The organism is Legionella sheltonii (assembly GCF_026191355.1).
In the GTDB taxonomy this organism is placed as follows: domain Bacteria; phylum Pseudomonadota; class Gammaproteobacteria; order Legionellales; family Legionellaceae; genus Legionella; species Legionella sheltonii.
Genome location: NZ_JAPHOQ010000022.1, coordinates 1 through 14,664, shown reverse-complemented (window position 1 = coordinate 14,664; position 14,664 = coordinate 1). Strand labels below are relative to the sequence as shown.

Below are 14,664 nucleotides of genomic sequence, written 5' to 3'. Positions count from 1 at the left end.
ATATTAACCCTCAATCTTATTCAATCGCCAGCTAGAGATGATAGGCAGTGTACTATCCAATAAGTGTTTGCGACAGAAATTTCGACGAATTTTACCGCTGGTAGTATGCGGCATTGCCTTAAGTGGAATAAGAATAATCTTATGAATTTCAAGTTGATGAGTCTGATAAACCAGTTCAAAAATGTTATGAAACAAGGTTTCTCGTTCCTCTGGTGTCATAAAACGATTTTTTATCTCACACATGACGGTAAGTTCGTATTCATGTCCGGTTTGTATGACAAAAGCAGCACATTTACCCAGAGATTCGTGCACTGGCGCATGTAAGATGGAGTATTCTATGTCTTGTGGATAATGATTTTTTCCATAGAGGATAATCAAATCTTTGATGCGGCCAGTCACATAAAGTTCCTCTTCATGTACAAAACCTAAATCACCCGTTCTTAAATAAACTTGATTACTGGGATCATCATGAATTTTGCCTTGAAATGCGTGCTGTGTTTCTTCTTCTTGTTGCCAATAACCTTGAGCAACACTGGCGCTTTGCACCCAAATTTCCCCGATTTGATCATTATCACAGAGGGTGTGTGTTTCTGAATCAACAATTTTGACTGTTTGCAGCAATTGGCCGCAACTGACTAGGCTGTGGCTATGTGGATTTGCTTCTTCAGCAAAATGGACGCGATGATCCTGATACTGTTCTTTAGCTAAGGTGAGTGTGCGATAGGGTGTACCAGGGACATGACCTGTGACTAATAAAGTTGCTTCAGCCAATCCATAACAAGGGTAGAAGGTTTCTTTGCGAAACCCATAATCTTTAAAGGCATGATAAAAGTGTTCTAAAGTTTCTTTTCTAATCGGTTCAGCACCATTAGAGGCAATGGTCCAGCAACTTAAATCCAAACCCTCTTTTTTTTCTTCTTTAATGCGTTTCACACAATAATCGTAAGCAAAATTAGGACTGCCACTAATGGTTACTCTGTACTTGCTAATGTTTTGTAACCAGGAAAGCGGATTTTGTAAAAAAGAAAAAGGGGACATCAGATAAGTTGAAACACCCGCATAAAGGGGAGTCAAAATATAACCTATTAATCCCATATCATGATGAGGTGGGAGCCAGCTGAATGAAATGGTTTCTTCGTTTAACTGAAAAGCATGGTAAATTTTGTGAATATTATCCAACAAATTGCCATGAGTAATAATCACTCCTTTAGGATGCATCGTTGAGCCTGAGGTGTACTGCAGAAAAGCAATATCCTGTTTTCGAATCAGCGGTGGTCGCCACAGCACACTCATTTGTGATTCTATGGTGTCTATGGCGAGACACGGAACGTCATCCAAATGTGGTTTTCCTTGTTTATCCAGAGCGGCAAATTTTACCAAATGATCTGCCGTCATAATGACACATACCGGTTTTGCATTGTGAATGATGCGATGTGCCTTATCTAATAATTTTGCTTGTGCAGGGGGATAAATGGGTACCGCAATACACCCTGCGTAAAGACAACCAAAAAAAGCTTGAATCAGAGGCAAACCAGGGGAAAATAATAATAAGATCCTGTCCCCAGGTTTTGCTCCTTGAGCTTGTAAGCGTGCGGCAATGGCTTTTGCACGTTCGTCCAGCTCAGCATAAGTTATTTTTTCTTCTAAATCTCTATTTACAAAAGTACAGCTCACCTTTTCCGGAGTATGAAGGGCTCGGTACTGAATTGCATCTGCTAGTGAGATACAATTAAAAATCTCTTTATTCATCGCAGAAAACCTCATGGCTTATGAAATTGGAGAACCTGTGCTGCGTAGGAGAGTCCGCCTCCAACACTCATCATGAGTATTTTTCCAGGGCGGTCGAAAATCTTTTCCTCGACCGCTCTTGCTAAAGAATAAAGAACCGATGCACCACCAAGATTACCAATCGTATCGGAATCCCAAATTATGGATTTATTGATTATTTGATTTTCTTCAAGAAGGTGGGTGATTAGTTTACGATTCACTTGATGAGGTATGATCCAGGTGATGGCTTCTCTGTCCTCTTTGGTAGGGAGTAAATGGTCCAGCATCTGCTTGTACTTAACATAGGCCAGTTCTTTCATTAGGGATTCATCGCCAATTAAATGATAACCTATGGTATCAATCTGTTCTTGGGTGGGCGGAAAAACACCCTGAGTAGTAAATGCTTCAACGTATTTTCCCTCCGTAGAAAAAAAAGTTTTTTCAACGGTGAAGGCACCAGTTTCCTTTTTTTCCATCAACAAGGCGGCAGCACCATCAGCCAAACCTATCCAGGTTTTTTCATTTTCAGGGTCGATTACTTTGGATAATGTCTCAGCACAACTGACCAAGATATTACTATACCCTAAAGCCATTAACGCATAGGCAAGATGAAGTGTAGATAAGGAAGTGGAACAACCCGTTTTCAAATCATAAGCAGGGGCATCTACTCCCAAGCTTCCGAGAACAGCTGCAGCTTGTGAGCCCGTAAATCGTTTATTGGTGGTAGACCCCAATAAAAAAGCATCTATTTTGGGCGGGGTGAACTGTGCAAGCAGTTTTTGTACTGCCTCAGTGGCTAATGATTCAGAAGTCAATGTTCTGGATTTGTCTAAAGACTCCCAAGGCTTATGGCACCAATAACGAGAATAAAAACCAAACTCCTCCCCAATTTTTTCAGCAAATTTCTCTAAAAAAGATAATGAGTGGCTGGAGGTTCTTGGGAAGTTTTTTAAAATATCCAGATTAGTGACTGGAAGAGAATTTGGAAGAACACGGGATGCCGCACTAATATCAAAACGAATATTGGGGGAGAGAATTTCCATAGAGTACCTGTAAGAATTTAATGCGAGTCATTATAACCGTTTTTTTAGATAATTTGACCCTATTAATGACGAAGTGTATTATTTTGCACAAATTTAACTTAATGCTGAGTGAAAGATGCCCTCATCGTCTGTTGATAAAACCACGATGAAATGGATAGAAAGTCTCATTGATGAGCATAGTTTTCTTCCATTGCTTACTGATTATGCCCCTAATGATCAAGTCCACATACAATTTGGGGCTGAAGTGATTACCGGTTTAGCTAAAGTAAACCATAGACCAGTTGCAATATATGCTCATAATCATTCAGTGAATCGAGGATATATTACCAGCCAAGGTGCAAAAAAGATTCTACGCCTTATGGATAGAGCCAAAGACTTACGCATCCCTATCATCGCCTTTTTAGCTTCCCCTGGTATTTCTTTGGAAGAGAATTTGTTAAGTGGTGATGAATACACTCAAATTATTGCACGCAATATTAATTTATCGGGTATTGTTCCACAGTTTGCAGTGCTTGTTGCTCCAACTTTAGGTGCACCTGCTTATTCTGCTGTGTTGATGGATTTGCTCTTTTTTAATAAGCATCGTAGCTATTTAATGGTTACCAGTCCTATGGTAGTTCAACAAGCAATCGGTGAAAAAGTCAGTATGGGGGAACTGGGTGGTACAGCAATGCATGCAAATACTACTGGGATTGCCGATTTTGTTGATGACAGTATCACCGCACAAATAAACCAGGTAAAAAAAATGCTCCACTTTTTTCCATCACATAATGGAGAATGCCCGCCGAGGCATGCAGTCCTGGAACCCATGCATGCTTTGCCCAATGTCCCAACTGATCCCAGAGTGCCGTTTAATATGCTCGATTTGGTTCAGGCAATTGTGGATAATTCAGAAGTATGGCAATACAAAAGCACCTATGGACAAGCCATGATTTGTGCTTTTGTACGTATCCATGGGTATGCGGTAGGGATTGTTGCTAATCAAAGTATTCGTTTTAGTGGTGCAATTGATTCTGATGCTGCGCAAAAAGCAGCTAAATTTATCCGGATATGCGATGCTTATCGAATTCCCATACTGACTTTAATTGATGTTCCTGGTTTTATGCCGGGAAAACGGGAAGAGCAAAAGGGCTTATTGCAACATGGGGCCAGATTATGTGCGGCCATGCAAACTCGAGTGCCTAGAATGAGTGTGATTGTTCGTAAATGCTATGGGGCAGCGGCTTTTCTCATGATGCAAACCGCATCGCAACAAGGTGATCTCGTCTTGGCTTTAGAAACTGCTACTCTTGGTGTTATGGGTAAAGAGACCACAAAAAAAGTGCAAAGCACGGATGGACAAGTCTCTGCCGAAATACAATCGAGTGAAACGGATGCCCTGCACCTCGACCCCTCGTTAAGGGATGCCTATGTGTCGGGTTTGATTGATGAACTCATTACTGCCGAACAAATACGTGGTCGTTTGGCGCAACATTTGGAATACTTATATCGCAAGATGGATGATCTGCCCATTGCACGACATTCTATAGTGTAGAAAGCGCTCTCTTTTTTTGAGCAAGAATAGGTAAGTAGAACCCCTCAGGGCACCTTCTCCCCGCGGGGGCGAAGGGAAGAACGAAATCTTTTCTCCTCCCCCACAGGGGCGAGGGAAGAACGAAAATCCCCTCTCCCGTTTCGAGAGAGGGGCAGGGGTGAGGGTATCACACGCTACAATTTAGTAAGGATCATCATGTCTTCTTACCACGATTTACTGCAATTAATTCATTCGTTTGAGACCTATTTAGGCAATCCTGAACAACAAGATAGCCCGATCAATTTTCAAGAAAGCTTGCACTACGATGAGCAAGAACAGCTTGCCTGGAAGCAAATTAAGCGGATTCAGCAATGGGGTTTTATGGATTATCTCATTCCTCAGTATCTTGGGGGGAAGTTTAATTCGCTAGATGTGGGATATTTTTTGGTTAAATCCATATGTAGACGCGATTTAACCACAGGCATAGCCCTAGGATTGCCATTCCTAGGTGCTTTACCTCTTTGGATAGCAGGAAATGAAAAGCAGAAAAAAGAGCTGGCGGCCTCTTTTCGACGTGGTGAAATTACGGCATGTGCGTTGACGGAGGAAGAACACGGTTCTGATATCATGGCCAATGAAGTCGTAGCCCAACCTTCTCAGAATGGGTGGGAATTATCCGGAAGAAAATGGTGCATTAATTTTGCTACTCAGGGAGAAAATATTACCCTTCTTTGTCGAACTCATGAACGGGGAGGGCCCTTAGGCTTCTCGGTTTTTTTTCTGAATAAATCTAAACTACAATCCGGTTTCATGCCAACCCCTAAGCTCCCTACACATGGGGTGAGAGGGTTGGATATTAGTGGTTTTTCTTTGGAACAGGCTTTTTTGCCCCAAGATGCATTAGTTGGTGATAAACAACGCGGATTGGAAATTATCTATAAAACATTGCAGGTTTCACGAACTTTATGTGCTTCTTTTTCTGTTGGCGGTGCAGATACAGCGTTACGCTTGGCGCTTTCATTTAGCCAGCAAAGACAAATATATGGGAAGGCTGCATATGAAATTCCTGCGGTAAAACAACGGCTAGGAGAACAGTTTACGCAATTACTCATCGCCGATTGCACGGCTTTAGCTGTGGCTCGTGCGAGTTCGGTAATGCCTCAACAACTCTCTTTTTGGTCAGCTATTATTAAATTTCTCATTCCCAAAATAACTGAAGAAATTGTCGAAGAATGTAGCATAGTAATGGGGGCTCGGGCTTATTTGCGTACAACCGAGTGGGCCATGTTTCAGAAAATCAGACGCGATATCGCAGTAATTGGTTTATTTGATGGGAGTAGTCAGGTTAATTTATCCGTGATTGCAGGAAGTTTATTACCGCAGGCCAGGATGAGGGGAAGTTGCCTTCCAAGTCAGTTAACCCAACTGGAGTCTATTTTTAATCTCAATTGTGTTTGCTCCGAGTTTTCTCTAGATCGCCTAGGCCTTTTTACGCATGCAGAAGACGATATTTTAGCGGGTTTATCCGTATTAGAGTCGGAACACATCAATCCCTTAATTCATGCAATTCGTGCTGAGCTTACTCGATTGGATCGCAAAATTGTTTCTTTGCATGAGCAAAAACAATTTGACCCACGCAGCTTGGCTGCATTTCGCTTAGCAGAGCAATATTGCTGGATTTTTGCAGCAAGTTGCTGCCTTCACTTTTGGCATTTTAATCAGGAATTGATGGCTAAAGAATTACTGGGCATAGACTGGATTCAGTTGGCAATTCAATTAATTATTAACAAATTAAATTCATATCCAAGTATTGATAACAGACTGCAAGAATCTATGGCGGGCAGTTTATCGCAATTTTACGAGCAACATAAATTATTTTCGGTGATTCCAATAACAATACCCGCCTAACCTAGAAAAGTGCCTCGCCAACTTGAATTTTTGAGGTTATCATTTCGCATCGCATTCATTTTGGCCAGTAATAGGAATGAATTGGAAAAGAATACTTATTGCAGCAATTACCCGAAAAAAATATCAGGCTTTTATTGAGGATACCCAATATCCTGAGCGTTCTCGTGAACGTTTATGGAATCAAGAGATCGTTCCTTTATTAAAAAAATCCTCCTATTGGCAGGCTCTGTTACAAAATAGCCCAATCTTAAGTCTCGATGATTTTCCCATTACGACTTATGACGATTATGAGGCAGCGCTTTTGGCTGCTCAACACAGCCATATTCAACCTTTTAATGGAGAAAAATTACTTTTTTGGTCAGAGACTTCGGGAACTTCAGGCGTTCGAAAGTTTTTCCCAATCACCACGTCATTTCAGACGCAGTTTCAGCGCACGATGCCCCCTTATATTTATACCTTGACTCAACGCGTTCCTGGTTTGTTTAAAGAAAAAATAGTGTATTTGGCCGCAGTCGATTCGCATAAAACATCTCCAGCTGGCACTCCTTCAGGCTGGATTAGCAATTTTAACTATCGTCATTTACCTTCTTTTATTAAACGTTTTTATGCGTTGCCTGATGAAGTATTCGATAATGCCGAAGTCTATGAACAATGGTCTGCTTTATATGCTTTAGCAACGGATCTGAGTGCATTGTTTGCTGTAACTCCTATGGTTATTGATGCTTTTTTTGAGCGTTGTCGTAACGACTTTAAATATTTTTTACCCTATTTATTAGGGGAAAAACCGGTTCCTGATTTTTTGCCTCCAATTCAAATTACAAGAAAACGTCGACGTTATTTACAGCAGCTGCTCCAACAGGAGCCTAGCTCCTTTAAAGAATTTTGGCCTTCTTTAAGTATTGTTGGTTGCTGGATTTCCGGTCTTTGTGAATATCCTGCGCTTCAATTGCAAAAATTGTTAGGACCAGGAGTTGGCATGGTTGATGGCACTTTTTCTGCTACTGAAGGATGGCTTACTGTCCCTATAGACAATCAACCAGGTGGTTTTTTGCATCCTGGTGCCCATATTGTGGAGTTTATTGAAGAGGGCAATATGATTAAGAAAGAAAATCTTTTGCAATGTTGGGAGTTAGAGCCGGGTAAAAAATATGAAATATTCTTAACCACAGCAATGGGCTTTATTCGTTATCAGTTAAAAGATGTAGTGAAATGCACCGGTTTCTTGAATAAAGCACCACGACTTGAATTTTGTTATAAAACCCAAATGGTAAAGTTAGAAAGTTGTTCTGTCTCAGGTTCTGAATTGCAAAACATGCTGAGCGATATTTCTTTTGACATTGAACCGCATTGGTATTTTGCACGCAATCGTTTAGGCAATAGAATTGTTTTTGTCACTGACGATGCAATTCAAATATCCGATGCGTTATTAGCGCGTATGCACGAGCGCTTAATGCAAATCAATGAATCTTATGCACATGGTGTGATGACTAAAGAGGTATTACCCATGGTTTTATTGCAATTGTCGAAAGATGAACTATTGGCAGATAATCATGCACAGACAAAACCTAAGTTAATTTCTCAGCAAGTTATTACCGGAAAATAAATAGGTTCTTTGCTTATTGATGATAATGAAAAGTGAATCCCCTGGGCTCACTGTCCTTTTTTTTAATTTAATGACAGTGCCTCTTCGGGGCATTCTCCCAGGCTTTTATAAAAGGAACTCATGTTATGACCGAGAAAAATAAAACCAAGGCAAAAAAAGCACCAGCAAAGACCGAATTATCACCGTCGATGCTGATTCTTATTGACTTGGTATCCATCTTATTTAGTTTGATGCCCGGTGTAGCTGCCTTTAGCATAACCGGCTTATTTATTTATCATGGATATGCTCAGACGTGGTTTGTTCTTCCCTTGGCTCCCTTTGTTTTATTTGCCTCGTTTATTCTGATTATTGCAGCGATTAGACTGTGTTTGCCTCATTTAAAACCAGGTCGATATAAACGAGAAATGAATCAAATGACTTTTGCTTGGTTTTGTCATTTTGCGCTGACTCGTTCCGCTAAAGTAATTGGGCTGAACCCTTTACTGCAAACCTTCAACGTGGTGAAGTTTTGTTACTGGCGGGCGCTAGGTGCTAAAGTTTCCTTTCAAATAGTCAATTCGTTTGACATAGATTTTGTTGATTGTCCTTTAATTACTATAGGAAAAAATGTCACTCTTGGTGGTGGAGTGTCAATTTGTTGTCACTCCGATGTAGGCAACTTACTTTTTCTTGCTCCTGTCGTTATTGAAGATAATGTTTTTATTGGTATGTCCACCGCGATTGGCCCAGGAACAACCATTAAAAAAGGGAGTTGGATCGGTTATGGAAACACATTTGTTAATCAGGTAGTTGAGGAAAATACCCGATTAGGAAATGTCAGACCTACCCCTGATATGGAGTAAGTATTTCGCACTGATTCATTGCACGGCTGTATTGGGCGCTTCTGGTTTAAAAAAATCCAACTGTTCCCCAAGATGCACGCATGCCCCCTGAAAAGGACATGCAGTTTTATCTATGTAGGGTACTTACTGAGATGTTAGGGATAATAAGGTGGGTTGGGTACCTACCTGAAATACTATGGGCATATACGGAAGATTGAATAGAAAGAGCACTATTATAAAAAATAATGCAGAACAAATATTTCCTATTCGTATCCATTTTTGTTCTCTGTTTTCAGGCAACCAGGCGGTAATGGCATAAGTCAGGCTAAATAAGATCACCATGATGATACAAATGACTACATTAACATCTAAGGAATAGGACAGGAAAATTTTATGAGTCATTATTAAAACCAAAAGAAATAAAATAATACGATAAATACGTAATATTAATTTCAGCCAAAAAGGGGCTCCTGATTCTACGCTGCCATCTTGGAAAAATGCATTGAAAAATATAATCCCCAAAAATGTGAGAGGGATTAAAATCGCGAGAGGATTAATGTATTCTTCACCACCGTTTACAGAGTGGCCTAAATAAAGGAAAAAATAAAAGATACTGATGACTGCTAGAAACGGGAATAGATAATACATCATTCTTAACAATAAAAAGCGCAAATTGTAAATGATTTGGATATTTTGTTGCCCAACTCCTAGTCCTATAAAAAACAAGGTAACATGGGAAATCAAACGAAAATGCAGATTATCGGAGTACAAATTCCATAAGTAATCACTCCCTACAGTTCTGAATATAAAGGCGCCCAATAAAATGAGCACATTTGCTAAGGCAGAAAACACCGAAGCAACAAAAAGTAAAAGAATAGTATTCCATACGGCAGCAAATAAACTGTTATAGCTGATACGCCAAGTATTGTCATGATGGTATGCATAGTGAAATGAATGACCTACATAAACAAATATTGGAAAGGCGCATAAGAATGTAAACCAATGCTCCAGAGGTAAAGAGGTAAAACGCGCCTCTATAGGGAGCAAGGGCAAAGACAAAAATAAGGCGATTAAGAAGCTGCTTGCAACCAAGCGTACGCAATTTTTGTTGTTATAAGCCAGTGCGTATAAAAGGCCAAAGAGACCGATTAAGGCATAATCGAATATTTTGGTAATTTCATTTCGAATTAACCCATCAACAGCAAATCCAAGGAGTAAACCGATTAGAGTAAAGAGGTAGATTCCTTTTTTTGATGGCATATTTGTTTCTCCTTAGACTTATGAATTTAGAATAGCTGATTTTGAAGGTACTTGCATTCCATTCTCTCTTCTCATTCATTTGTTTTGGATTGGGTTCGTTTGGGTGCAATTGATAGATATTATGGTTTTATTTTAATCGATGTTTTTGTAGAATGTAGTTAAGAGCCATTTAACGAATCCACTAAGGCGTTATGCAAAGTAAAAGAGAACGTTTTAAACAATGGCGTGGAAGCCAAAGCGATAAAGAGCAAAACATCCTCGACTCTGCAATGCTGATTAGCGACTATGTGAGTTCAGTAGATAATCTTGAAACAATCCAAGTCAATGCAGAGCAAAAATTTAAAGATTTTGAGCAACTTAAAGCACGCACCTATGGAATAATCGTTTTTGCCAAACTATTTATTGATGAAGCAATTGAACAACTACCAGAATCAGCGGCAAAAGAAAAAAAAATACTTGTTCACTCCAGTCTGATCGCATCTAACTTGTATGAGAACTGGAAAAATAACACCAAGGAAAATGTTTTTACTTTAATTGGAAATATTGAAAAATTATTTCTTTTAAATACACAGCCTTTTACAGATCAAAATCACTATAAAACATTTATGTTTTCTTCATATATGTTATGCCACCTTATTAAGGTAGCCATTGCGCAAATAGATTGGAGAGCGCAACTCGTGATTTCCGCTTTTTTTGATCTAAATGTAATCAAAGCTAAAGTTGACTTCTTTTTGCAAAAAATAGAAGAAAGAATAGAGCGGTTAAATCATCCAGAACTGGAAGCAAAAAAAATTGATGAGGTTGATCCCTTAAAGCCAGTTAAAGATCTCTTGAAGGAACGTTATCTAAAGGTATTAGGTCTCAGTCCTTTAATCAAAGTGAAGCCCACAAAAACAGGTGCCGTACATAAACACGGTGCACCGGGAGCCCCTAGGTTGCTGCCATCAGAGGTAAAGCAAGTAAATCAAAATATTTTTAAGAGCCTTACTGAGCTTGAAGCAGAGATAGAAAAAGTTTCTTCAGGAATTTTCAGCATCTATGAGTCGCGAAGGAAAAAAGTCGAGCTTGATGAAGAAATAGAAAAAGTGAGTCAATTACTCATAGCATTAGATGAAAATGATAAGAAAATTATTGGAAGAAAAGATTTTTTAGATTTTATCGAAGAACATAAGAAGTTATATCAGTTTCTTTTAGAAAATACAGAAGATACGCAAAAACAACAACTTCTTGACAAAATATCGCAACTGAAGGCTTCTCTTGAGTCACCAAATTTATCTTCAGGGGCTATTCAGGGAATAAGCTGGATGGCTACTCCGCTCACAGTTGTTTACCGAACTACTACACCGCAAGCAGTGCAAGAAGCAATCGGCTCCACACTGCCTGCTACCTCGGATGGTGCGTGCAAAATGGAGCTTAAGGCTTTGGTGCACGCATGTTTGTTGGATTTGCAAAACAAGTTGAAAAAGAAAGAGAGTCAAATTGCTGCAATAAACAATCGTTTTTTTAATCGCGATACATCACTAAGGCTATGGCTAGCAAGTGAAAGTTTCGAACAACTTGAGGCATTAAAAAAAGCAAATGATATGATGAAAGATGCTGTACAAGCCAGTTGTAATTTACTTACTACCATAAAACAAAATGCACTTTTTCTTAATAAGCTTCAGCAATCAAGTCAAACCTTAGACGACTTTGTTCAGTTGCATGATGGATTCTTCGTAAAAATTTCCAATTTTTTAGCTCAGTACTTTGCTTTTTTTAAAACAGAGACAGCAAAAATGATTGACGATGCTGTTGTCCTGAAGGCTAAAGTAGATGGATTAGCCGGTGAATATCAACGTGCTGTAGAGCAAGGAGTACGACAAATCGAATATACTCCAAATCTGGATGCTCCTATTAAAAGCCATATAAAAAGCCAGTTTAATGGAGATATACAGGAAATCCTCCAAGAAAAAAAGAACAACTTGAACCCAAACAAGCGTACAGTACGTTTACTGATGAACAATCTATCAAAGTTATTTGCTGAAAAGTCTCAACCCCTCAAGGCAGAACGAAATAAAAACGAACGCCATGAAGAAGAACCCGTTTTGGTGTGCGGTGTGAGCTCTTAAAAAATTTAATTCGGTTTTTTAAGGTTCAAGTCGTTCTTATGTACCGAGTCATTCCCGTATAGTCAATCCTGCGATGCTCACTATCAGGGTTTACATGTTATCCTCTCCAGTTATATAAAGACAGAAGATATTTTAATGGAGATTGCTATGAAGATTTTTACCCGCCATCTTTTGGGAGTTACGGTTGCCTTATCGTGTATCACAAGTTCTTATGCGTCCAATCAATTGGACACTGATTTTTGGTATGCCAAAGCCGAACAAATGCTGGAGCACGCAGTAAAGGTTCCAACTGTAGTCGGACAGAATCATGTACCGGAGTTGGCACAATATTTTGCTGATCAATTTCGTGCTGCAGGTATTCCTGATAAAGACATTCATATTATACCTTACAATCAAACTGCAGCATTAATTGTGCGTTGGCGAGCTGCGATTCCTACTGCTGAGAAACCCATTATGGTTATGGGACATATGGATGTTGTTGAAGCAAAAAAAGACGATTGGTCCATGGCTCCATTCACTTTAGTTAAAAAGGATGGTTATTATTATGGCCGTGGAACAATTGATATGAAAGACGGTCTGGTAGCAACCACAGTAGCCATCATGAAGCTCAAGGCACAGGGTTTTCAAAATAAACGCGATATCATTGTCTTTTTTACAGGAGATGAAGAAACAGGTGGTGTTGGTGCACAAAAAGGAGCTACTGAATGGAAAGATTTGCTGAATGCCGAATATGGATTAAATGCAGATGCTGGTGGTGGAGCATTTGATACAAATAATCATCCGCTTGGATTTGAGATTCAAACTGCTGAAAAAACATACACTGATTATATGTTCACAGTTCGCAATTCTGGTGGACATTCTTCAAAACCCAGAGCCGATAATGCTATTTATCAACTAGCTGATGCTTTAAAACGTCTGGAGGCTTATCGCTTTCAGCCGATGATGACCGAAACCACACGAGCTTATTTTGCCGCGAGAGAAAAATCAGAAGCGAATGCGTTAGGCGGTGCTATGAGAGCCTGGTTGAAAAACCCATCTGATAGCAAAGCAGCTGATGTCATTGAGGCGGATCCTGGTGAGGTAGGTCTAACACGTACTCGTTGTGTTGCAACCCGATTATTTGCTGGACACGCCAATAATGCTTTACCACAGCTAGCACAAGCAACTATAAATTGTCGTCTTATGCCCGGTGTTTCACCTGAGACGATAAAGAAGGAGCTTGAACAAATTGTTGCTGATCCCAATATTGTAGTGACACGATTGGATGATCATGTTGCCTCGCTAGATTCTCCATTGCGACACGATGTCCTGAGTGCCTATAAAAAATCCATTCATGCTCGTTTTCCTGATGCACCTATCATTCCGAGTATGAGTACAGGTGCAACGGATGCGCGACCCTTTCGTATAGTTGGTATTCCTGTTTATGGCGTAAATGGTACTTGGGTGATCAGTCCTGAAGATTTACGTGCACATGGCCGAGATGAGCGCCTACCGGTACAAGCATTAAATGATAATGTGGATCATTGGGTAAGCATGCTAACAACCTTAGCCGGATAGAGGCTGTTTCATTCCTGGATGTTTGAGTCAGTAAGAAAGTAGTAGATTGCTCCTCTAGCTTTCATAGATTGCACGAAAACCTACTAGGTAAAATCGAGGAGCAGAGTTACTATATTTGAATTCAGTGTATGAGAATCAAGTTGAAATCCTGGTTACTCGCAACCAGGATTGTATCTATACCTGCTTTTTTCCTGAATTTGTCCATTAGAGTAGTTTCCTTTCGGATTGAATTTCATAAAGAATTTTTTGTAATCCTAAGCTTTTATAGATAGTCCATTTTTTCTGCACGTACCATTCCATACCGACCCATACGGGTTTCGCAAACAATATGTTTAAATTAAGAACATTATGCTTTTTGTTGTTCTTTAATGTTCACTTAATAGTATTTGTCTAAAATTAAACATAATTATGTTCCTTCGTTGGTATTGGTATGGCTTTACTACCTGACAAAGCAAAAAAAATAATTACGTTGATACAAAAAAATCACAAAGAGTTACTGCAATCAAAGATGGTGGCTCACCTTCGTTTAAAAAATAAATCATTAGAAGACCCAGAAATAATAGGGGCATGGGTCGAAAAAATTGCAGAAGTAAGAACATTGGAAAATAGTTATCTTAATGAGGTGACTAATTCCCCTAATATCGCAGAAAAAATTGGTAGTGGCGCTCTGGCTGCACTAGCTGGAGGAGGGCTTGGATCCGCTGTATTTTTAGCAATGAAAGTATTCAGTACTAGCCCAATCGGCTGGGTCAAAGAGCTAATGGGTTTAGGCTCAGGGGACTCTCGCTCCATAGTGGAACAAACCGCAAGTGGTGTATTTTCAGCTGCGTTGGCAGCATTAACAACTAAAATACTGTACGATTCATTTATTAGTTCCTACTCAGGGGATAAATCAAAAGCCAAAGAAGAATTTGAACGTGAATTCCAGAAAGAAGATGGTTTTTCAAAACTAATTAAAGATAAAGCAGAAAATCTTTCCATACAAATGATTCAGCTTTTTCATTTTCGTGAAATGTTGTTATTAGGAAAAATCAGCGACAACGCAAATGAAATCGATGCTCGAAAAAAATTTATCGAAATAGCA

9 protein-coding genes and 1 pseudogene are annotated in these 14,664 nt (G+C 39.5%); 7 read left to right on the top strand and 3 right to left on the bottom strand.

What is annotated here, in order from left to right; genetic code table 11:
• Nucleotides 1–3: 3 nt before the first annotated feature.
• Both OQJ26_RS18520 and OQJ26_RS18515 read right to left on the bottom strand, forming a co-directional pair.
• A complete protein-coding gene (locus tag OQJ26_RS18520; protein WP_265705174.1) occupies nt 4–1,749 on the bottom strand; it encodes a fatty acyl-AMP ligase in 1,746 nt (581 codons plus the stop codon).
• Between the two features lie 11 nt (nt 1,750–1,760).
• On the bottom strand, nt 1,761–2,810 hold the full coding sequence (locus tag OQJ26_RS18515; protein ID WP_265705173.1) for a 3-oxoacyl-ACP synthase III family protein: 1,050 nt from the start codon (nt 2,808–2,810) through the stop codon (nt 1,761–1,763).
• Nucleotides 2,811–2,925: 115 nt separating this feature from the next.
• Here OQJ26_RS18515 and OQJ26_RS18510 point away from each other — a divergent pair, with 115 nt between their 5' ends.
• The 4 genes from OQJ26_RS18510 to OQJ26_RS18495 all read left to right on the top strand — a co-directional run bounded on the left by OQJ26_RS18510 (nt 2,926) and on the right by OQJ26_RS18495 (nt 8,676).
• A complete protein-coding gene (locus OQJ26_RS18510) occupies nt 2,926–4,344 on the top strand; it encodes an acyl-CoA carboxylase subunit beta (RefSeq protein WP_265705172.1) in 1,419 nt (472 codons plus the stop codon).
• A gap of 195 nt (nt 4,345–4,539) precedes the next feature.
• Nucleotides 4,540–6,231 carry an acyl-CoA dehydrogenase gene (locus OQJ26_RS18505; RefSeq protein WP_265705171.1) on the top strand — a complete coding sequence of 564 codons (1,692 nt, stop codon included), beginning with the start codon at nt 4,540–4,542 and terminating at the stop codon, nt 6,229–6,231.
• Nucleotides 6,232–6,307: 76 nt separating this feature from the next.
• Nucleotides 6,308–7,834, top strand: coding sequence for a GH3 family acyl-acid amido synthetase (locus tag OQJ26_RS18500; RefSeq protein ID WP_265705170.1), 1,527 nt, complete (start codon nt 6,308–6,310; stop codon nt 7,832–7,834).
• Nucleotides 7,835–7,959: 125 nt separating this feature from the next.
• The gene (locus OQJ26_RS18495) at nt 7,960–8,676 is read left to right on the top strand and encodes a hypothetical protein (RefSeq protein ID WP_265705169.1); all 717 of its coding nucleotides are present in this window, start codon (nt 7,960–7,962) and stop codon (nt 8,674–8,676) included.
• A gap of 123 nt (nt 8,677–8,799) precedes the next feature.
• On the opposite strand, the gene OQJ26_RS18490 is transcribed toward OQJ26_RS18495, so the two are convergent.
• On the bottom strand, nt 8,800–9,915 hold the full coding sequence (locus OQJ26_RS18490) for a hypothetical protein (protein WP_265705168.1): 1,116 nt from the start codon (nt 9,913–9,915) through the stop codon (nt 8,800–8,802).
• A 191-nt stretch (nt 9,916–10,106) separates the two neighbouring features.
• Here OQJ26_RS18490 and OQJ26_RS18485 point away from each other — a divergent pair, with 191 nt between their 5' ends.
• From OQJ26_RS18485 to OQJ26_RS18475, 3 genes and pseudogenes are all read left to right on the top strand, one after another.
• Complete coding sequence (locus OQJ26_RS18485) at nt 10,107–12,023, top strand: hypothetical protein (RefSeq protein WP_265705167.1); 1,917 nt, start codon at nt 10,107–10,109, stop codon at nt 12,021–12,023.
• Between the two features lie 147 nt (nt 12,024–12,170).
• Nucleotides 12,171–13,580 carry a M20/M25/M40 family metallo-hydrolase gene (locus OQJ26_RS18480; RefSeq protein ID WP_265705166.1) on the top strand — a complete coding sequence of 470 codons (1,410 nt, stop codon included), beginning with the start codon at nt 12,171–12,173 and terminating at the stop codon, nt 13,578–13,580.
• 430 nt (nt 13,581–14,010) lie between these two features.
• A pseudogene (locus OQJ26_RS18475) lies at nt 14,011–14,664 on the top strand (hypothetical protein); the annotation flags it as partial.